This is a genomic window from Pseudalkalibacillus sp. R45 (assembly GCF_052246725.1).
In the GTDB taxonomy this organism is placed as follows: domain Bacteria; phylum Bacillota; class Bacilli; order Bacillales; family Fictibacillaceae; genus Pseudalkalibacillus.
The window spans coordinates 1-24,498 of sequence record NZ_JBQQCL010000027.1 but is presented as its reverse complement, the minus strand read 5'-3'; the positions used below and the strand labels follow the sequence as shown (position 1 = coordinate 24,498).

Here is a 24,498-nt window from a genome sequence, read left to right as displayed (position 1 = left end):
AAAATAAAAGAGATCACGCGAAATTCTACAAAGTTCAGTGACAACTGAACAAAAAATGTCGAGCAGTTTTTCTTTCTTTTTGGAGATTTCCCTTGCATAATGGGGACCAAGTGCGAAAGGAGGGAATGTTTGACAGCGGGGCAACAGGTGTTGAAAACTAGAATACGTGAAGGAGGGGTCGGAACATGACTCACCTGAAAACTGTTTTGACCAGAATGTTTACGGGAAAGTGGCTTCTGGTATCAATTGCAGGACTTCTTGTTTTGGGGACGGCCGTCAGTGTCGGCGCTTATGAACTGACAAAAAAGACGGTAACGATATCCATTGACGGGAAGGATCAGACGGTGCAAACTCATGCCGATACCGTTAAGGGGTTATTGAAAGAAAATGATATAGCCGTCGGTGCACATGACAAAATTGAACCAGGGCTGGATTCGAAAATCAAAGATCAGATGAAGATCACATGGATCCAATCTAATCAAGTTAAATTGAATCTTGATGGCGAAGAGAAAAAAGTATGGACGACAGCAGATACTGTAAAAGAATTACTAGAGTCAGAAAAGATAGAAGTCGGGGAACATGACAAACTCACACCTGACATGAATGCAAACATCTCAGATGGCATGGCTGTCAATCTTGAAAAGGCCTTCAAAGTCAAACTGAACGATGGTGGAAAAGAAAAAGATGTTTGGACCACTTCGATTACCGTCGCTGACCTTTTAAAACAAAATAAGATCCAACTGGATGAAATGGATCGTGTAGAACCTGGAAAAGATGCCTTTGTTAAAAAGGGAGCACAGGTTAAAGTCACTCGAGTAGAAAAGGTCACCGATGTAGTGGAAGAATCAGTTGACTATGCTGTCGTTAAGCGTAAGGATAGCGATCTTGCAAAAGGGAAAGAGAAAGTCGTTTCTGATGGTAAAAAAGGTAAAGTCGAGAAACATTACGAAGTTGTCATGGAAAATGGAAAAGAAGTTTCCAGAAAGCTTGTGAAAACAGAAAAAGTCTCTGATAGTAAGGATAAGGTTGTAGCGGTTGGAACAAAAGTGCAGACGCAAACAGTATCCCGTAGTAAATCATCAGAGCCTTCAGGTCGTGAATTCTATGTTTCAAGTACTGCATATACAGCGAATTGTGCAGGGTGCTCTGGAATTACGGCAACAGGGTACAACCTGAAGGAAAACCCGAATGCTAAAGTCATTGCGGTAGACCCAAGCGTCATACCTCTCGGCAGTAAGGTATGGGTTGAGGGTTACGGCTACGCAACGGCTCTAGATACAGGCGGAGCAATCAATGGTAAAAAAATCGACGTCTTCTTCAGCAGTAAGTCGGCAGCTACTAGCTGGGGCAGAAAGACAGTGCGTATTAAAATAATCGATTGATAATTGATAAATGTATGGAGTTGACTCTAAGATGAGTCGGCTCCTTTTCTATTTTACGTATTACATAAACTCTACCCGCTTAATAGAATTTATAACCTTTATCTATCGGATTAAGATAGGGTATACTGAGTAAATAATTGCTTTTACTAATTAGACGGTTTTGTTACAAAAAGGTTTCAAATTTTTCGGAGGTTTTTCATGAAAATTAAAGAAATTATCGTGGTTGAAGGAAAAAGTGACACGATTGCAATAAAAAGGGCTCTTGAAGCAGATACCATCGAAACGAACGGTTCTGAAATAAGTGCCTCTACAATTGATAAAATAAGGCTTGCACAGGATCGTAGGGGTGTAATTGTTTTTACTGATCCTGATTTTCCTGGTGAGCGCATCAGAAGGATCATCCGTGAACAGGTTCCTGGGTGCAAGCATGCTTTTCTTCCGAAAAAAGAAGCGATCGCCTCAAATAAAAGCGGTGTAGGTATCGAACATGCCGCAGATGATTCGATAAGAGAAGCGTTGAAAGATGCCCGTGAAGTTTATTTTAATGAAGAAACCGAACTGATTTCATGGCAGGATTTGATCGATGCAGGTCTTATCGGAGGTAATCTGGCGCGTTCCAGGCGTGAAAAGCTAGGCACTTATTTAAAGCTCGGATACAGTAATGGAAAACAGCTTCACAAAAGGTTAAAAATGTTTCAGATCAGTCAGGATGAATTCAGGCAAGCTATGCAGAAGGTTCTCGAGGAGGAACAGTCATGAGAAAGGATATAGCAACACCACAATATACAAAGTCGATATTAGATAAGCACAAATTTAAATTTAAAAAGAGTTTAGGGCAAAACTTCCTGATCGATCGGAATGTTCTGGATAAGATTGTTGCAACAGCTGATGTCAGTTCTGAAACAGGTGTTATTGAGATAGGACCTGGAATTGGTTCATTGACCGAACAGCTTGCAAAGAAGGCCAAAAAAGTGACGGCGTTTGAGATTGACCAGAGACTGATTCCGATTTTAGAGGACACTCTTTCTGATTATCCCCATGTCAAGGTGATTCACCAGGATGTGCTGGAAGCTGATCTCAAGGCAGTCATCGAAGCAGAATTTTCCGGTATCGATGATTTGATGGTAGTTGCGAATCTCCCTTATTACGTAACGACACCGATCATCCTGAAATTATTGACAGAACGGTTACCGATCAGAGGGATCGTGGTGATGATCCAGAAGGAAGTTGCTGATCGTATGGCGGCTAAGCCAGGCACGAAGGACTATGGATCTTTATCGATTGCTGTCCAATACTATGCAGTGGCAAAATCAGAAATAAAGGTACCCAAAACGGTATTCGTCCCTCAACCAAACGTTGATTCATCGGTTATATCATTGACATTACGAGAACAAGCGCCTGTTCATGTCGAGAATGAAAATTTCTTTTTTGAAGTTGTGCGATCAAGCTTCGCACAAAGACGAAAAACCTTGTTGAATAACCTGCAAAACAATTTATTTTCTAAAGAGCAAAAGCCGATGATAGAGGGAGCATTACAAGAAACCGGTATCGATGGGAAACGCAGGGGAGAAACGTTATCGATTGAAGAGTTCGCTCGTTTATCCAATGCTTTACTTCCATTGAACAGGGTATAACTTTCCTGGCTTCATAATTTTTAAGTTCGTAGAGAAATAATGACATGGGGTGACCACAAGCGTCAGCCCTTTCTTTGTGAGCTGCTATATCAATGGTCGTCATCGATTGCTTTTTCTTTATCATTTTTCCTCGTTTGCGTACATAAGTTAGAAGGGTAACGTAATTTTCTTTTTTTCTTTGTCTGTTAGTTTGTTGATTACTGCGAAATTCACTCCCTTTCCGCGGGCGATCCTCAAGCCTCCTCGCAGCGGGGTCTCGCCTGGCTCGCTTTTCCCGCAGGAGTGTCGCAATTTTTTCGCTTAAATCAACAAACAACTTTAACAGAGCCTTTATCTTAAGAATTTACTTTTCAGTGCAACCATATCTCAGCCCCAAAAGGCTAATGCTGGTTGCTTTGTAATTTGGCACTCAAATAACCACTTTCGCCCGAGGGGGAAATTGTATGGCGATACAAATAGGGGATATCGTTGGGAGACGATCATATCAGTGCGATCTTTTATTCCGTGTTGTAACAATATCTGAAGATGAAAGCATTGTAGAGCTTGCAGGGGAAGATATGAGGTTGATTGCTGATGCACCTTTGGATGATCTGGTGATAATGAACCGGGATGAGCAACAGCAAATTAAAAAGAAGATCATTGAGAAAGAAAAGTCCTCTTTCCGGTTGTTTAGACAGGATTATCAACTGCTGCGGCATAAGATGGAGTATTCCGCCACTGGTGGTTATGATAAGAACAACTCGTATTTCAAGCTTCCGGGAAAAGTTCTTCATGTCGATGGTGACCCGTACTATTTGAATAAATGCCTAGAGCTATATAAAAAGTTGAACGTCCCTGTATACGGCATTCATATGAAAGAATCTGAAATGCCTGAAAAAGTACCAGCCCTTCTTGAAGAGGTTGCACCAGACATTTTGGTTATCACTGGCCATGATGCTTACTCAAGCTCAAAAGGTGAAAAGAATGACCTACAGGCATATAGACATTCCAAATATTTTGTACGGACAGTAAAAGATGCGAGGAAGAAAAACCCCAATCTCGACCAATTGATGATTTTTGCGGGAGCGTGTCAGTCACATTTCGAGTCGCTGATCCGAGCAGGAGCGAATTTTGCCAGTTCACCTTCACGTGTGAATATCCATGCCTTAGATCCAGTTTATATTGTGTCAAAAGTAAGCTTCACTTCATTCGTAGACCGGATCAATGTATGGGAGGTTTTACGGAATACGATTACAGGAGATGACGGTCTCGGCGGTGTTGAGACAACAGGTTTTTTGAGAACAGGGATGCCGATCAAAAGCCAAGAGAACAGCAACAGCCAGTCCACTACTGCGGAGGTATAGTGGACCAAGCTGGCATCCAAAGATTATTCGACAAAAATTTCATCATCCGCTACCTCCTTTTTCCCGCTCCATAATATTGTACAAGTCCACATAATATGCAAAATTTAAGACAAACTAGAAAAAGATTGAAAAAATATACGTTTTACCGTTGACAAGGCTAAAGGAGGATTGCTATAATTTTAGATTTATTTTGACAAAATGCATCAAATGATGTTATAATTTGTCTAAGTGAGGTGTAGTAAATGGGTAAAACAATTCCTGATATAAAGCGCGTGTTAGAAGGGCAAGTAGGTAAACGTCTTACGCTTAAAGCAAACGGTGGACGACGTAAAACCATCGAACGAAGCGGCACCTTAGAAGAAACGTATCCGGCGGTCTTCATCGTAAAACTTGATCAGGATACAAACGCATTTGAAAGAGTATCATACAGCTATGCTGATGTATTGACTGAAACCGTTGAACTTACATTTGATGAGGATACAGCGAGTGGAATGATGGTAAGTGGGCAGTAGGCATTCATGTCTAACTGCTTTTTTACTTGGCGCTGGATTTTAATTTGAAGTTGATTTATAGAGAAGTTATTTTTGCCTAATGCGAAATTCGCGACACTCCAGCGGGAAAAAATGAGCCAGGCAAGACTATGCAGCAAGGAACAGAGAATAACGGTGTCTTTTACTTTTTGGGGTAAGTCTTTATCAGGCGAAGGAATTATTGCAATTAAGGATACATAAGGAAATAATAAATCCTTTACGGGGGCCCAATACTAATCATACACGTAGTAGTGATTAAGTATTTGAAAGGGGCTGCTAGCATTATGGGCAGAAGACGCGGCATGATGTCAGAGCAATTAAAAGAAGAAATTGCAAAAGAATTAGGCTTCTATGATACCGTGCAAAAAGAAGGCTGGGGAGCAATCCGATCAAAAGACGCTGGAAACATGGTAAGACGCGCAATTGAAAAAGCGCAAGAACAAATGACGAAATAACTACTACGTTTTTGGGCGGACTCTTTAATTGAGCCGCCCTTTTTTTACATTTGGCTGTTTTTCGCAAACTTGGTTGCTCTTGCACTTAAAGAAAGTATAAAATACTTTCTTCAGTATAAGGGCAACTAAGGCTCGACCTACAAAAGGCTTGGTCTCGCCAAGTTTTCTTTAAAAGTCGTTGATTTCCGCTCCAGGATGCTCGCTTTCCGCGGGGCGTGCGGTGAACCCACTCGTCGCCTTGCGACCTCAGGAGTCTCCTTTTCAAGGAAGTATTTGTGCTCCTGCGTCTACAAGAAAGTCCTGTCGAAGCGAGCTTCCTCGTCGCATGCCTTGCCAGGAGATTATTCAGGTAGTAGGCACGCTGATCCCGCAGGACATGGAAAGCTTCGGAAGCAATACACCGCACGAAGGAAAAGCGATTGCTTTTTCGAGGAACTATGGTTCAGCCTACGCTAAGGCTTGGCTTTGCCAAGTTTTCTATATTGGGTGAAAACTTTTCCGATTTAAGATTTGCAAGAAGAGCGTTGAAAATACATAATTGAAGTTATGATATAGTCGGTTTTAGAAAATAAGTAGGTGATTTTAATGAAGATATCAGTTAAGGCTCCAGCTAAAATTAATTTGTCGTTGGATGTCCTACATAAAAGGAAAGATGGTTATCACGAGGTTGAAATGGTCATGACGACGATCGACCTTGCTGATCGTATTGAATTGACGTCAGTAGATCAGAATGAAATTACAATCGATTCTTCAGGTGGGTATGTTCCTTTTGATGAGCGTAACCTGGCATACCAGGCGGCTGATTTGATAAAGAAAAAATTCAATCGCCGTGAAGGGGTACGGATATCAATCGATAAACAGATTCCTGTATCGGCTGGTTTGGCAGGCGGAAGCAGTGATGCAGCAGCTACTCTGAAGGGTTTAAATCAGTTATGGGATTTGGGACTTTCTCCAGAAGAACTGGCGACGCTTGGAGCAGAAATCGGTTCAGATGTATCCTTTTGTGTGTATGGCGGTACTGCCCTTGCCTCAGGACGAGGAGAAATCATCCGTCAGATACCTTCGCCGCCCCCATGTTGGGTCGTATTGGCGAAACCATCCATTGGTGTCTCGACAGCAGATGTGTACCGTATGTTGAATATCGACGATGTCGAGCATCCTGATACCCAAGCGATGCTAAAGGCGATCGAGGAAAAGGACTATGATAAAATTTGTGCGTCATTAGGCAATGTGTTGGAATCCGTAACACTAGAACAACATCAGGAAGTTCGTCACATAAAAGAACAAATGCAGCGACTTGGTGCCGAAGGGGTATTGATGAGCGGAAGCGGTCCGACCGTTTTCGGATTGACAATTTATGAATCCAGAGCTCAGAGGATCTATAACGGTCTTCGAGGTTTTTGCAATGAAGTCTATATGGTACGGATGCTCGGTGACACAGAATAGCAGGTTGAAAAAACACGTACAAAAGTGGTATATTAACCTTAAAATATTCGGTTTTGGAGGAATCAAGCATGAAATTAAAGCGGAGCGGAAGGCTTGTGGATTTAACGAGATATCTCCTCCAGCATCCCCACCAACTCATATCTTTATCATTTTTCAGTGAACGCTATGGAGCAGCGAAATCTTCCATAAGTGAAGACTTGTTGATCATAAAAGAAAACTTCGAAGGGCAAGGTGCTGGTTTGCTCGTCACCGTCCCTGGGGCGGCAGGAGGTGTGCGGTACATCCCTCGCGTATCAGAACAAGAAGCAAGAGAAGTGATCGAGGAGCTCAAGGAATTACTAAGTTCTTCTGAACGGGTGTTACCTGGCGGATACCTTTATATGACAGATATCATCGGCAATCCTTCGATTATCGACAAAGTCGGCCGGATGTTCGCCTCAATCTTTGCAGGACGAAAGATCGATGTTGTGATGACTGTAGCCACCAAAGGGATCCCTTTAGCGTATGCCGTTGCATCGTATCTTAATGTCCCTGTCGTTATTGTCAGGAGCAACAGCCGTGTGACAGAAGGATCTACCATGAGCATCAATTATGTCTCCGGCTCGACGAAACGGATTCAAACGATGGCATTAGCGAAGAGAAGTCTGCAATCCGGTTCCAACGTACTGATTGTAGATGACTTCATGAAAGCGGGGGGCACGATCAAAGGAATGATGGATCTGCTGCAGGAATTTGAAGCAAATATGGTCGGGATCGGCGTCCTGGTCGAGTCCGAAGAAGTGCAAGAAAGGCTTGTTGATGATTACATTTCTGTAGCAAGACTTTCACATGTAGATACCAGAGAGAAGAAGATACAAGTTGAAGCAGGAAATTATTTAGATCGAATGGAGGATGATCAATCTTGAAACTGATTCACACATCCAATGCACCAGAAGCGATTGGCCCCTATTCCCAGGGCGTTATCGTGAACAATATGTTCTACAGTTCGGGGCAGATTGCATTAACTCCAGAGGGGAACCTTGCTGGAGATGATGTCGCGACTCAAACCCATCAAGTCTTTGCCAATTTGAAGGCAGTATTAGAAGAAGCAGGCGCATCATTGGATACTGTCATCAAAACCACGGTTTTTCTTAAAGACATGGACGATTTCCCTGAGGTCAATGAGATATACGGCGGTTATTTTGAAACACACAAACCTGCCCGATCTTGTGTTGAGGTATCGAAGCTTCCTAAAGACGTTAAAATCGAAATAGAAGTGATCGCTCTTGTGAAATAATACTCTAATGACATGCTGCAGTTGTTATGCAGCATGTCTTTTTACATTTAAGAAGCTTGAAAACAAATCTATGGTATGACAACACTTAAACCCCAGTCCACGTGTGGAAAAGGGGTACTGGTGAAATTAGAGAACAACTGTTCCGTTATCTGTGATATAAAGGGTTGATTTCAAAAATTAGAAGACAACTGTTCCGCTATTTGCCAAAAACGATCATGTTTTTGGCAGTTTTAAGGCTAATAAGGTCTCTGGTGTCCTCTAATTTTCTAAAAACATGGCTTAAGGGGCAAATAAGGGGTCTGTTGTCCACTAATTTTGGTTTGTGAATCATTTGATTTCAACCTACAGTTTTTATCCGAAAAAGGCTAAAATCGAAGAGAAAAATAGGAAGGAGAGTCTGTTTAAAACGCTATGAAGGCTCCGGAAATATTTCTTTTAAGGAGCCTAAAGATTAAAAAGGTTAAAATTATTTAATTTTTCAATTATTTTTTATATTTAGAGAAGGAAAATGTTACTAGTATGTTGAATGTACATAATACGCTGGTATTTATAAAAAAGGTGGTGTGTTTTTACAAAATGGAAGTAACTGATGTAAGACTTCGACGAGTGAACACAGATGGACGCATGAAGGCCATTGCTTCAATCACCATCGATCATGAATTCGTTGTTCATGATATCCGTGTGATTGATGGAAATAACGGGATGTTTGTTGCGATGCCTAGTAAACGAACTCCAGATGGAGAATTTCGTGACATCGCTCATCCAATCACATCAAACACTCGTGAAAAGATCCAGACTGCTGTGTTAACAGAATACCATCGTGTAGGGGAATTGGAGTCCGCTTTAGAAGAAGCAGGTGCATCCTAATCTACGCATCTAAGAACCTGATCAACGTGATTGGGTTCTTTTATTTATATTTAAAAATTTTACATAGTAAAATTTTTTTAAGAAGCGAATTACCCGTAAAAATCAACAAGAAACGTTCAATGCTAAGATTATTAATAATAATAAGAAATGATGAATATCCTCTTACTTGTCATTGAAGGATGGTACAAATTACACAGAATGTTTCAATCTAACGACAAAAGCTCCGTTTCCTTGAATATGACAGCATTATGAGATATATTCATAATGGAATTATAGGATTACGAGCATTGGAGGATATTTATGACGAAACGTTATGCAGTTGTGCTGGCAGCTGGACAAGGTACCCGCATGAAATCTCGTTTATATAAAGTACTGCACCCTGTTGCTGGAAAGCCGATGGTTCAGCATGTCGTCGATCAGATCAAGAATGTTAACGTCGAAAAGATCGTAACAGTCATCGGACATGGAGCTGAAAAGGTGAAATCCCAGCTTGGGACAGATATAGAGTATGCCCTTCAAGAAGAGCAGCTAGGAACAGGCCACGCGGTCATGCAAACCGAGGGGCAGCTCGGAGAATTGAATGGAACGACCCTTGTGGTATGTGGAGACACGCCATTGATTTCCTCTGAAACGATGGAGGCTCTCCTTACACATCATGAAAAGGAAAATGCGAAAGTGACCTTGTTGACCGCTCATGCAGAGGACCCAGCAGGTTACGGAAGAGTGATCCGGAACGAGGATGGAACAGTAGCGAAAGTCGTTGAACATAAAGACGCATCTATGGAAGAATTGGCAGTCCAAGAAATCAATACAGGCACATATTGTTTTGACAATCAGACATTATTCGAAGCTCTAAAACAGGTGAATAACGATAATGTACAGGGCGAGTATTACTTGCCTGATGTCATTGAAATCGTGAAAAACCAATCGAAAACAGTCGCAGCTTATCAAACTCCATCCTTTGAGGAAACGATTGGTGTCAATGATCGCGTCGCTTTGTCGGAAGCAGAAAGACTGATGAAAGTCAGGATCAACACGCGACACATGAGAAATGGTGTGACGATCATTGATCCGCAGCAGACTTACATCAGCGCAGATGTGACGATTGGTAAGGACTCCGTCATTTTGCCTGGTACAGTGCTGTCTGGTGAAACCTCAATCGGTGAAGATTGTGAAATTGGTCCGAACAGTGAAATTAAAGATAGTCAAATCGGGAACGCTACAGTCATCCGCCAATCTGTCGTCCACGATAGTGATGTAGGAGACAATGTAGCGATTGGTCCGTTTGCACATATCCGACCGCAATCGAAGTTGGGAAATGACATCAAAGTAGGTAATTTCGTCGAAATCAAAAAGTCCAAAATGGATAATGGAAGCAAAGCCTCTCATTTAAGCTATATTGGTGACGCTGAAATCGGAAAAGATGTAAATCTTGGATGTGGCTCGATTACAGTCAATTATGACGGAAAAAACAAACATCTTACAAAGGTTGAAGATGGTGCCTTTATCGGCTGTAACTCCAATTTGATTGCACCGGTCACAGTTGGTGAGAATGCATACGTCGCTGCTGGTTCGACTATAACGGACAACGTTCCGGGAGAAGCCCTTTCTATAGCTCGAGCTCGTCAAACGAATAAAGAAGGTTACGTTTCCAAAATACAAGATAAGCAAAACAACCACAGGGGGTAATGGATCAATGTCTAAATACGAGAATTCGAAACTGAAAGTTTTTACATTGAATTCGAATGAAGACTTAGCAGAAGAAATCACAGAACATATTGGGGTGCACATGGGTAAATGTTCTGTACAGCGTTTCAGTGATGGAGAAATTCAGATCAACATTGAAGAAAGTATCCGCGGCGGTGAAGTCTATGTGATTCAATCTACATCATCACCGGTCAATGAAAACTTGATGGAACTCCTGATCATGATTGATGCTTTGAAGCGTGCATCTGCCAAAACGATCAATGTCGTGATTCCATACTATGGATATGCAAGGCAGGATCGTAAAGCTCGTTCAAGAGAACCGATTACAGCGAAACTTGTCGCGAATCTATTAGAAACAGCAGGTGCCACACGTGTGATCACGATGGATTTGCATGCACCGCAAATCCAAGGTTTCTTCGACATCCCTGTAGACCAATTGTTAGGTGTTCCGATTCTAGGTAATTATTTCGAAAGCATGAATCTTGATGACATTGTTGTCGTTTCCCCGGATCATGGAGGCGTAACCCGTGCTCGTAAATTAGCAGATCGATTAAAAGCACCAATCGCGATCATCGATAAGCGTCGTCCACGCCCTAACGTTTCTGAAGTCATGAATATCGTCGGAAACATCGAAGGCAAGACAGCGATTTTGATTGATGATATTATTGATACAGCAGGAACAATCACATTAGCCGCAAACGCATTGATTGAAAACGGTGCTAATGATGTCTACGCTTGCTGTACACACCCTGTCTTATCTGGACCGGCAATTGAACGGATCCAGAATTCGAAAATCAAAGAACTTGTGGTGACGAATTCGATTGCCTTACCGGAAGAGAAGTTCATCGACAAGCTGACTCAGCTTTCAGTGGCTCCACTACTTGGTGAAGCGATTATCCGTGTCCATGAACAACAGTCCGTAAGTAAGCTTTTCGATTGATTTTTCAGCAAGAAATGAGCAACATGATGTTTGAACCTATCTGTTTTCGGGTATAGTTTTAAAATAGCAACTGACACAGGAAGGTGATTTCGTTATGGCTATTGATTTAGATGCAACAGTAAGAGATGATTTTACGCGTTCAACTACTAGAAAATTGCGTGAAGAAGGACACGTTCCAGCTGTTTTCTATGGAAATGGTGACAGTAAGCCGATCTATCTTGATCGAGTCAATTTCATCAAATCCATACGTGAAGGTGGCATCAATGCTGTCATCAACTTGAAAATCGGCAAGGACAAGCATTCTGCAATGGTTCAGGATCTACAAATCGACCATTTAAAGGATCTGATCATCCACATTGATTTCAGAGAGATCAATTTAAATGAAGAAACAGATGCTGATGTCCCTGTACACCTTGTCGGTGAAGCCGCAGGCGTGAAGGAAGGCGGAGTTGTCCAGCACTCCTTGCACGAAATTACTGTTAGAGCGTTACCAGCGGATATTCCTGGTGAGATCGAAGTGAATATCGAGGAATTGAATATCAGTGATGCATTCACTGTCGCTGACATCAAAGAAAATTCCTCTTACCAAATTATGAACGATCCTGAAGAAGTCGTCGTTTCTATCGCACCGCCGACAGAAGAACCTGAGGAAGAAATCATTGATGATGAAGATCAAGAACCAGAACTTGTCGGTGAAAAAGAAGAAGCATCAGATGATAATGAGAATGAAGATGCATCTGCAGAAAAGGAATCAAAAGAGTAATCAGATCATACATTCATGAGAGGCGTAGCCGCTTTGGTTGCGCCTTTTTCTACGTGTTGTATGAAAGTGATCCAAACTGACAGAAGGATGGAACGATTTTATATGGAATAAAATAAGTATATTTATATGAGGAGTTCGGAATGATGATAAACAGGATTCTGCAGATGTGGAAAAAGGAAGGGTTTGAAGAAATGAAGGTCATTGCTGGTCTGGGGAATCCCGGAAATCAGTACGAGCATACACGGCATAATGTCGGATTCAAAGTGATCGATCATCTTTCAGAAAGTCTATCGATCCCATTAAATAAACAAAAATTCAACGGACTATTTGGCATAGGCGAAGTGAACGGGCATAAAATATGTTTATTAAAACCTTTGACGTATATGAATCGCTCGGGTGACTCCGTCATTGCGCTTATGAAATATTATAAAGTGGATATTGAAGACCTTCTTGTCATCTATGATGATTTGGATCTGGTACCTGGAAAGCTTCGCTTACGTGAAAAAGGAAGCGCAGGCGGACATAATGGGATGAAATCGATCATCCAACACTTGGGCAGCCAGGATTTCAAACGGATACGGATTGGAATTGGCCGCCCAGAGCCTGGAGAGGCCGTTCCTGATTATGTACTTAAATCATTCCGTCCCGATCAACAAGGCCCTATCAAGGAGGTTTTACAACGGTCTGCTGACGCATGCGAATGTTGGATTGATAAACCATTTTCTCAAGTGATGAACCGTTACAACGGATGAATAGAAACCTGCCTCCACGACCATAATGGTAGTAAATGAGTCACCAAGGAGGCATAGGATGGCTGTCTATTATTCATGCAAACATTGCGGCGTACACATCGGTAAACTGGATGTGACATCAGCGGCTTCGACGAATCTAGGTTTTGATTATTTATCTGATCAAGAACGCGAGGAATATATATCCTATGATGAGCAGGGGCATGTTTACGTAAAATCAATTTGTGAGGATTGTTATGAGATGCTAAGGAGAAACCCGGATTTGCACGCATTGGATACATTTATACAGTAAACAGCTTTGGTTTTAACACCAAGGCATTTTCTGTTGTTGAAAAGATTTAAACGAATTGCTGTTTTCTAAGGAGATTAATGAATATTGGTTAGCAGTGGAAATATACGAGACTCCTGCGGGAAAAGCGAGCCAGGGAGACCCCGTAACGAGGAACGAGTGAGGAGGCTTGCGGATCGCCCGGAAAGCGAGTATTTTCACGTGCTATTATAACGAGCAATGTTAGAAACATTGATTTTTACTAACTTGAATATGTCTTTAACTACATGAACGATTCAACAATAGGTTTTATAGATATATAAGTTTTGGGAATTGACTCCCATCCTAATGGGAAGGAGATAACTTGAATGCAAGGTTTACTTACGTATTTTTGTGATAATGACGACTTCCATTCACTCGCTACAGGACTATCAGAAGGCCTTCGTGAACAACTTGTTTCAGGGCTGTCAGGTTCTGCGAGAACGCTGTTGATGGCTTGTCTTTATCAATCGGATGAACAGGCTCAGCTTGTCGTCACACATAATCTTTTTCAAGCACAGAAGCTCTATGAGGATCTTACCGCTTTACTAGGGGAGGATACCGTTCATCTATACCCGGTCAATGAATTGACTTCGGCAGAAATCGCGATCGCTAGCCCAGAGTTGAAATCCCAGCGTATCGATGTCCTCAATCATTTAAGTGATGGAGCCAAGGGCATCGTCATCACCCCGATTGCGGGACTACGCAGAATAATTCCACCGTCAGAGGTATGGCGCAATAGCCATATCACTTTCACAAGAGGAACGGATATCGACCTTGATGAAGTGAAGAATCTGCTGATCGCAATGGGATATGAACGTTCGGATATGATCACTTCACCAGGTGAATTCAGTATCCGCGGTGGGATCATGGATATTTTCCCGCTTACAGAATCTAATCCGATCCGAATTGAACTTTTTGATACGGAAGTGGATTCGATCCGTTATTTTGATGTTGAAACACAGCGGTCGGAAAAACAATTGAAGAAAATCAAAGTCGGCCCTGCCGAAGAAATCATTTTGTTTCCTGAGCACTTTGAAAGAGCTGTATCGAAGGTCGAGCTCGGACTAGCGAGATCCTTGCAAAAGATCAAAGACAGTGGAGTGAAAGAAAAGCTCACGGAACATATCGGTTATGAGGTTGAACAGCTCAAACAAAAGCAAGCTTTCCAGGGGATGTACAAATACATTTCCTACTATTACGATAAGCCTGCTAGTTTGCTAGATTATTTACCGGATAATGCCCTGGTCATCATGGATGAAATCAGCCGCATCCAGGAAACATCCGCACAATTCGAAAAGGAAGAAGCAGAGTGGCAGACTACATTATTGAACCAGGGGGAAATTTTGACGGGAATGATGCTATCCCATCAATATGATGAGATCGTCAATAAACCTGGTTTCATGTTCCTATACCTATCTCTCTTCTTAAGGCATGTGCCACATACAAACCCGCAGAACATCATTAATATGAGCTGCAAAGCGATGCAGAATTTTCATGGACAGATGAATGTACTGCAGACAGAACTCCAAAGGTGGCACAAAAGCAAGGATGCAGTCGTCTTTCTTGCTGCGAATAAAGAACGGGCGAAACGTCTCGAACGAGTCACAGAGGATTATAATATCGACGCTGTGCTCGTTGAAGGAGACACACCACTGACACCAGGAAAGAACCATATCATGATTGGTGATTTGAACGGTGGATTCGAACTCCCGATGCGGAAGCTTGTTGTATTGACGGAAGAAGAAGTATTCACTAAGAAAACTTCTCGTAAACCGCGCAGAACTCAGAAAATGTCCAATGCTGAACGTATCAAGAGCTATTCCGAGTTGAAAGTCGGCGATTATGTCGTACACATCAACCATGGAATCGGAAAATATCTAGGGATTGAAACACTTGAAATCAACGGGGTACACAAGGATTATCTCCACCTTAGATATGCTGGTGATGATAAGCTGTACGTCCCAGTTGAACAAATCGATCAAGTACAGAAATATGTAGGGTCAGAAGCAAAAGACCCTAAAGTTTATAAGCTTGGCGGCAGTGAATGGAAAAAGGTGAAAAGCAAGGTCCAGTCGTCCGTACAGGATATTGCTGACGATTTGATCAAATTGTATGCGGAGCGTGAAGCGACAAAGGGTTATGCATTCTCGGAGGATGGTGCCCTCCAGCAAGAATTCGAAAGTGTATTTACGTATCAAGAGACCGAGGATCAGCTTCGTGCAATTCAAGAAATAAAAGAAGACATGGAAAAAGTAAGACCAATGGATCGATTGCTTTGCGGGGATGTCGGTTATGGTAAAACCGAGGTCGCAATTCGTGCTGCCTTCAAAGCGATCAATGATGGTAAACAGGTCGCCTTCCTTGTGCCGACGACGATTTTAGCACAGCAGCATTACGAAACGCTGATGGAGCGTTTTGCGGAATTTCCTGTGACGATCAAATCATTGAGCAGATTCCGAACCCGGAAAGAGCAGACAGAAACACTAAAAAGGTTAAAACAAGGAACAGTCGATATCGTCGTAGGGACTCATCGTCTACTTTCAAAGGACATCCAGTTCAAAGAATTGGGACTGCTTATCATTGATGAAGAGCAGCGATTCGGTGTAACACACAAGGAAAAGATCAAACAGATGAAAACCACGGTAGACGTACTGACATTGACAGCAACTCCGATTCCAAGAACATTACACATGTCGATGCTTGGGGTACGGGATCTGTCTGTCATTGAAACCCCTCCTGAGAATCGTTTTCCTGTCCAAACATATGTCGTCGAATACAGCGGCAGTATGATCCGAGAGGCAATCGAACGGGAGCTATCAAGAGGCGGGCAAGTGTATTTCTTATATAATAAAGTAGAAACGATCCAACAAATGACAGAGCAGATTTCCCAGCTTGTGCCGGATGCACGTGTTGCGTATGCACACGGTCAAATGCGCGAGAATGAACTTGAATCTGTCATGATCGACTTTTTAGATGGGAATTATGATGTCCTTGTCAGTACGACGATCATCGAGACAGGTGTCGATATCCCTAATGTGAACACCCTGATCGTCAACGATGCGGATAAAATGGGGCTTTCTCAGCTGTACCAGCTTAGAGGACGTGTCGGACGCTCCAATCGTGTCGCCTATTCCTATTTCATGTATCAGCGGGATAAGGTATTGACTGAGGTAGCTGAAAAGCGTCTACAAGCAATTAAAGAATTCACCGAGTTGGGTTCAGGCTTCAAAATCGCCATGCGTGACCTGACCATACGGGGGGCAGGAAATCTGCTAGGTGCTCAGCAGCATGGATTCATCGACTCTGTCGGTTTCGACTTGTATTCGCAAATGTTGAAGGATGCAATTGAAGAACGGAAAGGTGAAAAACCTAAGAAGAAAGAAATCGACCTCGAGCTCGACTTAAACGTCGATGCTTATATTCCTGCTTCCTATATCAATGATGAAAAGCAGAAGATCGATATGTACAAACGATTCAAAGGATTGACGAGTTTTGATGACGTCATCGATCTAAATGATGAAATGATGGATCGTTTTGGGGAGTATCCTGAGCAAGTCGCCAATTTACTTGCTGTTGCTCGTATCAAACTATATGCAGAACAAGAGAAAATAGAAAAGATCGAACAAAATACGAAGAATGAAGTCCAAATCCTTATTTCAAAAGAAACAACACAACATCTTGATGGCAGTAAATTGTTCGATATCGTCAATAAAATCGGCCGTCATGTGAATTTAGGGATGGTCCAGGACCAGATCAAAGTCATCATCAATAACAAACGACTTACAGATGACCAGCTTCTGGCGGTTATAGAAGAGATTCTGCAGCAGTTCCCTAAAGCGAGGAAGGAAGCAGTTCAAGCATAGAAATAATCATGTATTTCCTGTGATCGTTACCTTTTATAGTGCTTTTTTGAAATTCTTGTGAAGAATTTTCCGTATTCTGTGAATAGATTAGGACAACGTACGGATACTAAAGGCAAATGAATGGTATTTTTACTCATTAATACCATGAATGCTATTGTATCTCCATTATCTTGCAACGTTAGGAAAGTGAGGGCAACAAGAATGAAAGCCACAGGTATCGTACGTCGTATTGACGATCTGGGTCGGGTCGTCATTCCTAAGGAAATCAGAAGAACCCTGCGGATTCGCGAAGGGGATCCTCTTGAGATTTTTGTTGATCGTGAAGGGGAAGTCATCCTGAAAAAGTATTCTCCTATTAGTGAACTTGGAGATTTCGCTCAGGAGTATGCTGAATCCTTATATGAGCATACACAGCATATTGCATTGATATCAGATCGTGATGCATTCATCGCTGTAGCTGGTGGAGGGAAAAAGGACTACTTGAATAAGAATATCGGAAAAGTAATTGAAACGTCGATGAGCGATCGGAAAACTGTCGTATCGAGCCAGGCCACATCTGTTGAAGTGGTTGATGGTAATAGCGAAACAGTCTCCCATATCATCGCACCTATAATAGCGAATGGAGATCCAATCGGTGCCGTCGTTTTACTTTCAAAAACGGACAAGCAGGTTGGCGACATCGAACAGAAATTAGCTGAAACCGCCGCCGGTTTCTTAGCCAAACAAATGGAACAATGAGTGGAAGAAGCAGGTGATCTGCTTCTTTTTCTTTGCATTTAAAGAAAGTATAAAATACATTCTTCAGTATCAGCGTAACTAAGGCTCAGCCTGCGCTAAGGCTTGGCTTTGCCTTAGCTGTTTTTCTAATAGTTTGTTGCTAATGGAATGTTGGGAATGAAAGCTTATGACAGCGGTAATATGCGGGAAAGCGAGTATATTTCCAAACTGTAAAAACAACAATTACTGTTGATTTATAAAAATCAGCTCCCGCAGGAGTGTCGTGAATCTTTTTAGCAAAACGAAACTGCATGGTGACGCTCTCAGATTCAACAGGTTTCGTGATATAATGGCATGGATGTTTATTTTTTTGTTCGAGCAGAAGCGTATTCGATTACCAAGACGCTTGTGTTTTTTTAAGGATGTGTAAATGAAGTGAATCATATAGATGTTCAGAAGTCATTCTGGAAAGGAACCCTCGTCATTTCAGGAGCAGCATTATTTGTGAAGGTGCTGAGTGCTTTTTACAGAATTCCTTATCAGAATATAGCGGGAGATTTGGGTCTATACGTGTATCAGCAGGTGTACCCTTTCTATGCGATTGCTTTCGCATTAAGCCTGTATGGTTTTCCGTTGATGCTTTCGAAAATCATTTCTGAAAATGATAAAAATCAAGTTAAAAATATATTAACGACAACTTTCATCGGATTGAGCAGTTTTTTTATACTGGTCTTTTTTCTATTGTATAGTACAGCACCCATGATCGCTGAAGCAATGAATGATCCATTACTAGTCGGCCCATTGCGAATGTCGTCTTACTCTTTTTTATTTGTTCCGCTTCTTTCGGTAGCAAGAGGCTACTTCCAGGGCCATGAGGACATGACCCCGACCGCAATATCTCAAGTTTTTGAACAATTTGTTAGAGTGGCTATGATTTTACTATTGACGATCTGGCTTGTTTCTCAAGGGGCTGACCGGTATTTGGTTGGTACGGCAGCTGTTTTCGGTGGATTAGCCGGAAGTCTTGTAGCCGTCATCGTATTGGTGCTATTTCTCCGTAAACAAAAATTGAAAATGGATACTCCTGAAAAGGTATCGCTTCGAGAGACCATTACTATTATGGGGACAGTTTTGAGAGGAGGCATCGCGATATGCATTACTGCTGTCATGCTTGCGCTGTTTCAATTAATTGATGCCTTACAGGTAGTGCCGGGGTTACAGGATAGCGGTATGGAAGCGTTAGATGCGAGGGTGGAGAAAGGTGTATTTGACCGTGGCCAACCGTTGCTTCAATTAGGTACAGTGATTGCAACTGCAATGGCACTTCCTTTGATTCCTTTCATAGCTAAATCGAAACAGGTTAAGGATGATGGGCAAATCAATACGTTCGCAGGGTTGTCATTGAAATTCAGCTTCATTATCGGCGGCGCGGCTGCTGTAGGACTGGCTGTGATCATTGTCCCGACGAATATTTTTTTGTATGAAGACAGCAATGGATCCTTCGCCCTCGGAATATTAGGAGCAGCGGTTTTCTTCGGGTCGCTAGCAATCACATCCTCTGCAGTATTGCAAGGACTTGGTAAAATCGGTTTTCCGGTCTTATTCATTCTTTTAGCAATGGTGTTAAAAGCGGTCTTGAACAGTTTTCTATTGCCGGTGTACGGCATTTCCGGAGCAGCGTTAACCACTGTCATCAGTACTGCGTTCGTAGCCTTTTCTAATTTGTTGGTTGTACAGAGATTGACTAATGTCCTCATTGTGCAGAGGTTCTACAGTGGAAAAGTGATCGTATCCTTAATTCTAATGGCTCTTACCACGTTTTTATGGAAAGAGCTTTGGTTCTTTCTCCTTCCGGAAGGGCATCGTGCAGCGGCTGGCTTTGCTGCTGTCTCAAGTGCATTGGTCGGCGCAGGTGTGTTTGTGGTTGCCCTTGTCTATTTGAACGTATGGAAATACGAAGAAATCGTTATGCTTCCTAAAGGGAAGCGTCTAGTGAAATGGTTTTATAAAGAAAGGAGCGGTGAAAATGACTAATACGATAACAGTTGTCGGATTAGGTGCGGGTGATCTTGAACAAATCCCATATGGTGTGTATAAATTGCTGAAAGAGGCTGATAGAGTTTTTCTTCGCACGAAGGAGCACCCTGTGATTGAAGAACTTCAAAAAGAAGGATTCGTATTCCATAGCTTCGATAAGCTGTATGAACAAGAAGCTGAGTTTGAAAATGTGTATGAAGAGATCGTCCGTCACTTGTTGAAGGAAGCGGAAAATCGTAATCTCATATATGTGGTGCCTGGTCATCCCTTAGTAGCTGAACAGACGGTCCAGCTCCTTTTACAAAGAGAGCAAGAAGAGGGTCCTGCCATTGAAATACGTGGCGGACAGAGCTTTTTGGATTCGATGTTCCAGGCATTGAAAATCGATCCGATTGGTGGTTTTCAGCTGCTTGATGGAACGGTACTGTCTGCAGAACAGCCTAACATTCTACAGCATGTCATCATTGCCCAGGTTTACGATACAATGATTGCTTCTCATGTGAAGTTGTCTTTGATGGAACGTTATCCGGATGACCATCCTGTACATATTGTCACTGCTGCAGGTTCTCGTAATGAATCGATTGTTTCTGTGCCCCTTTTCGAAATGGACCGTCATGTAGAGGTGAGTAATTTGACGGCTGTATATGTGGAACCAATCCAGGATTCCAATCTATTGAGCCGGGAATTCACACAATTGCGGCATGTCATCCGTACGCTGAGAGGACCGGAGGGTTGTCCATGGGATAAAAAACAAACTCATGAAAGTCTTCGCCGCTATCTGCTTGAAGAAGCCTATGAAGTGATTGAAGCAATCGATAACGAAGATGATGCGCATTTGACTGAAGAGCTGGGGGATGTGCTGCTCCAGGTGATGCTCCATGCCCAAATCGGGGAGGATCATGGTTATTTTTCAATCGATGATGTGATCAAAACACTGACAGAAAAAATGATACGACGTCACCCGCACGTTTTCGGCGAGAAGACCATCGATACAGCAGAGGAAGTAAAACAGACGTGGGATGAAATCAAAAAAGCTGAAAAAGCAGATGATTCCCAACATAAAGTTGAATCGATCCTAGATGGAATTGATCAATTTCCTGCATTGATCCGAGCCGAAAAATTACAAAAGAAAGCCGCAAAGGCAGGGTTTGATTGGGACCATATCGAACCGATCCTCCATAAGATCAAGGAAGAATTGTCCGAGCTTCAAGAAGCCGCAAAATCCGCCGATCATGATGAGATGGAAGGCGAGCTTGGAGATTGTTTATTTGCACTCGTCAACCTATCCCGTTATTATGGGATTGACCCTGAGTTAGCTCTTACTCGGACGAATCGTAAGTTCTATAATCGCTTTCGTCACATTGAAGAAGAGCTGAGAAAGAAAGATGTCTCTTTTGAGGATGCAACGCTTGAGGAAATGGACTTTTTCTGGGACCAAGCAAAAAAAATGTCTAAAAAGAAGGATTCTAACTAGATTTAGAGAATTTTATTCTTTGGAATGGACAAAGATTGCGCTCCTCATGCGAATTTGTCTATCAAACAAACGAAAAACGAAAAAAATTAGGAGGTACATAAAATGAATAAAAATGATCTAGTCAACAATATCGCTGAAAAAGAAGGTCTTACGAAGAAAGACGTTGAATCAGTAGTGAATAGTCTTTTGACAGAAATTACAGATGCGCTTAAAGAAGGCGACAAGGTACAGTTTGTCGGTTTTGGTACTTTTGAGACAAGAGAACGCTCAAGCCGTACAGGACGCAATCCTCAAACTGGTGACACAATTGAAATTCCAGCATCTACAGTTCCTGCGTTCCGTGCTGGGAACAAATTGAAAGAAGCCGTAAAATAAATGCGATTAGATAAGTTTTTGAAGGTTTCTCGCTTGATCAAACGACGTACTGTCGCCAAAGAGATATCTGATCAAGGAAGAATCCTCATTAACGGGAATGCCGGGAAGGCGTCCTCAACCGTCCAACCTGGAGATGAACTTCAGATCCGTTTTGGACAAAAAATCGTTACAGTTAAAATAGAAGACTTAAAAGAGACAACAAAAAAAGAAGATGCTGCATCCATGTATACAGTGGTAAGTGAAACCCGTGTGAACGAGGAAGGGTGATCACAAGGTGCAGTGCTTCAAACCGTAATTTATTACGAGGGGTTAAATATAAGAAAGATCGATCACAAACATTGTGAGGCAGTCTAGACCATTTCAAAGCATGATGGAATGTTTTTGAAATGCGGTTGTATCGGGTGCTGAACATATGTGGTCGATCTTTTTTTAGGCTGTTTTCGCAAACTTAGTTGCGCTTGAACGTCGATTTCCGCTCCAAGATGCTCGCTTTCCGCAGGCGAATGAAAAGCGGAAGCATAGGCTTGTTCTAAATGTGCCTTGCTACTCATACATTGGTACAAACCATGTGTGGGGAGGAGTCTATATGGACCAGTACTATGATTACAATGGGTCATCCTACAATAATAAAACCACGACAGCACCGGACCATGATATAAAAATGAGAGGCAGAAAATCGCTTGATATTACTGGCGTAAAGCAGGTTGAAAGCTTCGATAATGAGGAATTTTTGCTTGAAACGTCAATGGGGTTTCTTGCAGTCAGGGGCTATAATCTGAAAATGAAAAACTTGAATCTTGAACAAGGCCTTGTTTCGATTGAAGGGAAGGTATTCGATCTTGTGTATTTAGATCAACAACAGGGAGATAAGGCTAAAGGATTTTTTAGCAAGCTGTTCAAATGAGTCTGGATGTACAGCTATATACAATTTTAGCCATGGTCGGGAGCGGGATCTGGATCGGGGTGGCACTTGATACGTATCATCGCTTCCAAACAAGGAATAAACGGTGGAATTGGTTAAGGTTTATTAATGATATTATTTTCTGGTTCCTGCAGGCATTGATCATTTTCTACGTATTGCTCCAGGTCAATCAAGGTGAAGTTCGAGTTATCATCTTCCTGGCCCTTTTGTGTGGTTTTGCATGCTATCAAAGTCTGCTTCAGAATACTTACAAAAAACTGTTGGAAATCATCATATCCATCATCGTTTGGATTGCGAAAATGATCAAAAGAATATTTTGGACTTTTTTTGTTCATCCTGCGAAAGTCATATTGAATCTCCTTCTTTCCTTGAGTAAAATGATAGGTAGACTTCTTATCTCCATCCTTTTATTCGTATCTCGAATTCTCCTTTTCCCTCTTAAAATGTTTGGAATCACAGCCTTAGTGGAAAAAATAATGGGTAAATTGATTGCCAAACTAAAGGAAAAAGCAGGAATTCTTAAAAAGCCAACGAATAAGGTGAAAGAATGGATCGGAAAACTAAGAAGGTGAAGGAGGATCTGATGGTGCAACAGAATGACAAAGTGACAGCCGTGAATGAAAGATATGTAGACCAAGAAAAGAAGAAACAAGAACGAGCACGTCGGAGAAAGCAAGGTTTAGTAAGACGTCTAACGGTCTTTGGCGTATTGGTCGTTATCATGTTCACCGTCATGGTTGCTACCCTGACTTCTCAAGCTTCCGTCATCGCGGAAAAAAAGGAAGAGAAGGAAGCTGTTGAAGAACGATTGAAAGAAATCAAAGCCGAAAAGGCACAATTAAGTGAAGAAGTGAATAAACTACAAGACCCGGATTATATTGGTGAGGTCGCGAGAAGAGATTATAATATGTCCAAACCAGGCGAGACGATCTTCAAGCTCCCTGACAGCAAGGAAGAAGCACGTTGACCTTAGAATTTTGGGCATGTATAATAAAGTAAATTTGATTTTCATATTTTAAGGAGGAGCAATTTTTACAATGACAATTGAAGTAGGCAGCAAATTAAAGGGAAAAGTATCAGGTATAACCCATTTTGGAGCATTTGTCGAGCTGCCAGAGGGTATCACCGGTTTAGTCCACATCAGTGAGGTTGCCGATAATTATGTGAAGGATATCAACGAACATCTTTCTGTTGGAGACGAAGTTGAAGTTAAAGTCATCAATGTTGAATCAGATGGTAAAATCGGACTTTCAATCAAGAAAGCGAAAGACCAGCCATCCCGTCCAAGGCAGGACCGCCCACGCGGAAGGGGAGGTAAGCCTAGAAGACAACACAATGAATTCGTTTCTTTCGAAGATAAGTTGAACCGTTTCCTAAAGGATAGTGAAGATCGTCTATCAACACTAAAAAGGCAGACTGAATCTAAACGTGGAGGACGCGGAGCACGCCGGGGATAGTAAATTAATATCTGCTGCTTACCGATTGCAAGTAAAAATTACTCTTCAAATCGGAAAACGCACGCACACGTATATACAAACACCTGTTTCTTAACGGGTGTTTTTTTAATTTCACCCTAATTAAAAGGCTCTACAATATTTGTTGGGGTATGAGAAAAATTCACGTAAAAAAACACACAAGCTCCTATAACCTGTACACTTGAATTGACGAGAAACAAGAGTGGGGATAGGAGTTGTGTGTACGTGCATTT

General features: G+C 42.0%; 26 protein-coding genes. All 26 read left to right on the top strand.

The window, feature by feature from the left end; genetic code table 11:
- Window positions 1–185 precede the first annotated feature (185 nt).
- The 26 genes from ACTWQL_RS23285 to ACTWQL_RS23160 all read left to right on the top strand — a co-directional run bounded on the left by ACTWQL_RS23285 (window position 186) and on the right by ACTWQL_RS23160 (window position 24,247).
- Window positions 186–1,382, top strand: coding sequence for a ubiquitin-like domain-containing protein (locus tag ACTWQL_RS23285; protein ID WP_443144756.1), 1,197 nt, complete (start codon window positions 186–188; stop codon window positions 1,380–1,382).
- A gap of 198 nt (window positions 1,383–1,580) precedes the next feature.
- The gene (gene rnmV, locus ACTWQL_RS23280) at window positions 1,581–2,141 is read left to right on the top strand and encodes a ribonuclease M5 (protein WP_443144755.1); all 561 of its coding nucleotides are present in this window, start codon (window positions 1,581–1,583) and stop codon (window positions 2,139–2,141) included.
- Window positions 2,138–3,016: a 16S rRNA (adenine(1518)-N(6)/adenine(1519)-N(6))-dimethyltransferase RsmA gene (rsmA, locus tag ACTWQL_RS23275; RefSeq protein WP_443144754.1), complete on the top strand. Its 879-nt coding sequence runs from the start codon at window positions 2,138–2,140 to the stop codon at window positions 3,014–3,016. Before rnmV ends, rsmA begins: the two co-directional genes overlap by 4 nt.
- 443 nt (window positions 3,017–3,459) lie before the next feature.
- Entirely contained in the window at window positions 3,460–4,359 is a 900-nt protein-coding gene (gene yabG, locus ACTWQL_RS23270) for a sporulation peptidase YabG (protein WP_443144753.1), read from the top strand.
- A 242-nt stretch (window positions 4,360–4,601) separates the two neighbouring features.
- Window positions 4,602–4,871, top strand: a complete 270-nt coding sequence (gene veg, locus ACTWQL_RS23265; RefSeq protein WP_221569244.1) for a biofilm formation stimulator Veg — start codon at window positions 4,602–4,604, stop codon at window positions 4,869–4,871.
- A 302-nt stretch (window positions 4,872–5,173) separates the two neighbouring features.
- Window positions 5,174–5,344: a small, acid-soluble spore protein, alpha/beta type gene (locus ACTWQL_RS23260; protein ID WP_221569245.1), complete on the top strand. Its 171-nt coding sequence runs from the start codon at window positions 5,174–5,176 to the stop codon at window positions 5,342–5,344.
- Between the two features lie 325 nt (window positions 5,345–5,669).
- Window positions 5,670–5,834 carry a hypothetical protein gene (locus tag ACTWQL_RS23255; protein ID WP_443144752.1) on the top strand — a complete coding sequence of 55 codons (165 nt, stop codon included), beginning with the start codon at window positions 5,670–5,672 and terminating at the stop codon, window positions 5,832–5,834.
- 95 nt (window positions 5,835–5,929) lie between these two features.
- A complete protein-coding gene (gene ispE, locus ACTWQL_RS23250) occupies window positions 5,930–6,790 on the top strand; it encodes a 4-(cytidine 5'-diphospho)-2-C-methyl-D-erythritol kinase (RefSeq protein WP_443144751.1) in 861 nt (286 codons plus the stop codon).
- Window positions 6,791–6,858: 68 nt separating this feature from the next.
- Entirely contained in the window at window positions 6,859–7,695 is an 837-nt protein-coding gene (gene purR / locus ACTWQL_RS23245) for a pur operon repressor (RefSeq protein WP_443144750.1), read from the top strand.
- On the top strand, window positions 7,692–8,066 hold the full coding sequence (locus tag ACTWQL_RS23240; protein ID WP_443144749.1) for a RidA family protein: 375 nt from the start codon (window positions 7,692–7,694) through the stop codon (window positions 8,064–8,066). The genes purR and ACTWQL_RS23240 overlap by 4 nt, the downstream gene beginning before the upstream one ends.
- A gap of 576 nt (window positions 8,067–8,642) precedes the next feature.
- Complete coding sequence (gene spoVG / locus ACTWQL_RS23235; protein ID WP_221569249.1) at window positions 8,643–8,933, top strand: septation regulator SpoVG; 291 nt, start codon at window positions 8,643–8,645, stop codon at window positions 8,931–8,933.
- A 300-nt stretch (window positions 8,934–9,233) separates the two neighbouring features.
- Complete coding sequence (gene glmU / locus ACTWQL_RS23230; RefSeq protein ID WP_443144748.1) at window positions 9,234–10,622, top strand: bifunctional UDP-N-acetylglucosamine diphosphorylase/glucosamine-1-phosphate N-acetyltransferase GlmU; 1,389 nt, start codon at window positions 9,234–9,236, stop codon at window positions 10,620–10,622.
- A gap of 7 nt (window positions 10,623–10,629) precedes the next feature.
- A complete protein-coding gene (locus tag ACTWQL_RS23225; RefSeq protein ID WP_443144747.1) occupies window positions 10,630–11,580 on the top strand; it encodes a ribose-phosphate diphosphokinase in 951 nt (316 codons plus the stop codon).
- A gap of 94 nt (window positions 11,581–11,674) precedes the next feature.
- Window positions 11,675–12,343 (top strand): 50S ribosomal protein L25/general stress protein Ctc, encoded by a 669-nt coding sequence (locus ACTWQL_RS23220; protein ID WP_443144746.1) that lies wholly within the window; start codon window positions 11,675–11,677, stop codon window positions 12,341–12,343.
- Between the two features lie 191 nt (window positions 12,344–12,534).
- Window positions 12,535–13,095: an aminoacyl-tRNA hydrolase gene (pth, locus tag ACTWQL_RS23215; protein ID WP_443144768.1), complete on the top strand. Its 561-nt coding sequence runs from the start codon at window positions 12,535–12,537 to the stop codon at window positions 13,093–13,095.
- A gap of 58 nt (window positions 13,096–13,153) precedes the next feature.
- Window positions 13,154–13,384, top strand: coding sequence for an anti-sigma-F factor Fin (locus tag ACTWQL_RS23210; protein ID WP_443144745.1), 231 nt, complete (start codon window positions 13,154–13,156; stop codon window positions 13,382–13,384).
- A 344-nt stretch (window positions 13,385–13,728) separates the two neighbouring features.
- The gene (mfd, locus tag ACTWQL_RS23205) at window positions 13,729–17,265 is read left to right on the top strand and encodes a transcription-repair coupling factor (RefSeq protein WP_443144744.1); all 3,537 of its coding nucleotides are present in this window, start codon (window positions 13,729–13,731) and stop codon (window positions 17,263–17,265) included.
- Between the two features lie 201 nt (window positions 17,266–17,466).
- Window positions 17,467–18,003 (top strand): stage V sporulation protein T, encoded by a 537-nt coding sequence (spoVT, locus tag ACTWQL_RS23200; protein WP_443144743.1) that lies wholly within the window; start codon window positions 17,467–17,469, stop codon window positions 18,001–18,003.
- Between the two features lie 414 nt (window positions 18,004–18,417).
- Window positions 18,418–20,016: a putative polysaccharide biosynthesis protein gene (locus ACTWQL_RS23195; protein WP_443144742.1), complete on the top strand. Its 1,599-nt coding sequence runs from the start codon at window positions 18,418–18,420 to the stop codon at window positions 20,014–20,016.
- Complete coding sequence (gene mazG / locus ACTWQL_RS23190) at window positions 20,009–21,493, top strand: nucleoside triphosphate pyrophosphohydrolase (protein ID WP_443144741.1); 1,485 nt, start codon at window positions 20,009–20,011, stop codon at window positions 21,491–21,493. The genes ACTWQL_RS23195 and mazG overlap by 8 nt, the downstream gene beginning before the upstream one ends.
- 102 nt (window positions 21,494–21,595) lie before the next feature.
- Window positions 21,596–21,868, top strand: a complete 273-nt coding sequence (locus tag ACTWQL_RS23185) for an HU family DNA-binding protein (RefSeq protein WP_443144740.1) — start codon at window positions 21,596–21,598, stop codon at window positions 21,866–21,868.
- A complete protein-coding gene (locus ACTWQL_RS23180) occupies window positions 21,869–22,135 on the top strand; it encodes an RNA-binding S4 domain-containing protein (protein WP_443144739.1) in 267 nt (88 codons plus the stop codon).
- Between the two features lie 319 nt (window positions 22,136–22,454).
- On the top strand, window positions 22,455–22,772 hold the full coding sequence (gene yabP, locus ACTWQL_RS23175) for a sporulation protein YabP (protein WP_221569260.1): 318 nt from the start codon (window positions 22,455–22,457) through the stop codon (window positions 22,770–22,772).
- Entirely contained in the window at window positions 22,769–23,362 is a 594-nt protein-coding gene (yabQ, locus tag ACTWQL_RS23170; RefSeq protein WP_443144738.1) for a spore cortex biosynthesis protein YabQ, read from the top strand. The genes yabP and yabQ overlap by 4 nt, the downstream gene beginning before the upstream one ends.
- Complete coding sequence (locus ACTWQL_RS23165; protein ID WP_443144737.1) at window positions 23,338–23,757, top strand: FtsB family cell division protein; 420 nt, start codon at window positions 23,338–23,340, stop codon at window positions 23,755–23,757. The genes yabQ and ACTWQL_RS23165 overlap by 25 nt, the downstream gene beginning before the upstream one ends.
- 70 nt (window positions 23,758–23,827) lie before the next feature.
- Entirely contained in the window at window positions 23,828–24,247 is a 420-nt protein-coding gene (locus ACTWQL_RS23160) for a S1 domain-containing RNA-binding protein (protein ID WP_443144736.1), read from the top strand.
- Window positions 24,248–24,498: the final 251 nt, after the last annotated feature.

What these genes read in the sequence shown, in the direction of transcription:
- ACTWQL_RS23285 (WP_443144756.1), top strand. Translation starts at nt 186, where the DNA reads ATGACTCACCTGAAAACTGTTTTGACCAGAATGTTTACGGGAAAGTGG.
- rnmV (WP_443144755.1), top strand. Translation starts at nt 1,581, where the DNA reads ATGAAAATTAAAGAAATTATCGTGGTTGAAGGAAAAAGTGACACGATT.
- rsmA (WP_443144754.1), top strand. Translation starts at nt 2,138, where the DNA reads ATGAGAAAGGATATAGCAACACCACAATATACAAAGTCGATATTAGAT.
- yabG (WP_443144753.1), top strand. Translation starts at nt 3,460, where the DNA reads ATGGCGATACAAATAGGGGATATCGTTGGGAGACGATCATATCAGTGC.
- veg (WP_221569244.1), top strand. Translation starts at nt 4,602, where the DNA reads ATGGGTAAAACAATTCCTGATATAAAGCGCGTGTTAGAAGGGCAAGTA.
- ACTWQL_RS23260 (WP_221569245.1), top strand. Translation starts at nt 5,174, where the DNA reads ATGGGCAGAAGACGCGGCATGATGTCAGAGCAATTAAAAGAAGAAATT.
- ACTWQL_RS23255 (WP_443144752.1), top strand. Translation starts at nt 5,670, where the DNA reads ATGCCTTGCCAGGAGATTATTCAGGTAGTAGGCACGCTGATCCCGCAG.
- ispE (WP_443144751.1), top strand. Translation starts at nt 5,930, where the DNA reads ATGAAGATATCAGTTAAGGCTCCAGCTAAAATTAATTTGTCGTTGGAT.
- purR (WP_443144750.1), top strand. Translation starts at nt 6,859, where the DNA reads ATGAAATTAAAGCGGAGCGGAAGGCTTGTGGATTTAACGAGATATCTC.
- spoVG (WP_221569249.1), top strand. Translation starts at nt 8,643, where the DNA reads ATGGAAGTAACTGATGTAAGACTTCGACGAGTGAACACAGATGGACGC.
- glmU (WP_443144748.1), top strand. Translation starts at nt 9,234, where the DNA reads ATGACGAAACGTTATGCAGTTGTGCTGGCAGCTGGACAAGGTACCCGC.
- ACTWQL_RS23225 (WP_443144747.1), top strand. Translation starts at nt 10,630, where the DNA reads ATGTCTAAATACGAGAATTCGAAACTGAAAGTTTTTACATTGAATTCG.
- ACTWQL_RS23220 (WP_443144746.1), top strand. Translation starts at nt 11,675, where the DNA reads ATGGCTATTGATTTAGATGCAACAGTAAGAGATGATTTTACGCGTTCA.
- pth (WP_443144768.1), top strand. Translation starts at nt 12,535, where the DNA reads ATGAAGGTCATTGCTGGTCTGGGGAATCCCGGAAATCAGTACGAGCAT.
- ACTWQL_RS23210 (WP_443144745.1), top strand. Translation starts at nt 13,154, where the DNA reads ATGGCTGTCTATTATTCATGCAAACATTGCGGCGTACACATCGGTAAA.
- mfd (WP_443144744.1), top strand. Translation starts at nt 13,729, where the DNA reads ATGCAAGGTTTACTTACGTATTTTTGTGATAATGACGACTTCCATTCA.
- spoVT (WP_443144743.1), top strand. Translation starts at nt 17,467, where the DNA reads ATGAAAGCCACAGGTATCGTACGTCGTATTGACGATCTGGGTCGGGTC.
- mazG (WP_443144741.1), top strand. Translation starts at nt 20,009, where the DNA reads ATGACTAATACGATAACAGTTGTCGGATTAGGTGCGGGTGATCTTGAA.
- ACTWQL_RS23185 (WP_443144740.1), top strand. Translation starts at nt 21,596, where the DNA reads ATGAATAAAAATGATCTAGTCAACAATATCGCTGAAAAAGAAGGTCTT.
- ACTWQL_RS23180 (WP_443144739.1), top strand. Translation starts at nt 21,869, where the DNA reads ATGCGATTAGATAAGTTTTTGAAGGTTTCTCGCTTGATCAAACGACGT.
- yabP (WP_221569260.1), top strand. Translation starts at nt 22,455, where the DNA reads ATGGACCAGTACTATGATTACAATGGGTCATCCTACAATAATAAAACC.
- yabQ (WP_443144738.1), top strand. Translation starts at nt 22,769, where the DNA reads ATGAGTCTGGATGTACAGCTATATACAATTTTAGCCATGGTCGGGAGC.
- ACTWQL_RS23165 (WP_443144737.1), top strand. Translation starts at nt 23,338, where the DNA reads ATGGATCGGAAAACTAAGAAGGTGAAGGAGGATCTGATGGTGCAACAG.
- ACTWQL_RS23160 (WP_443144736.1), top strand. Translation starts at nt 23,828, where the DNA reads ATGACAATTGAAGTAGGCAGCAAATTAAAGGGAAAAGTATCAGGTATA.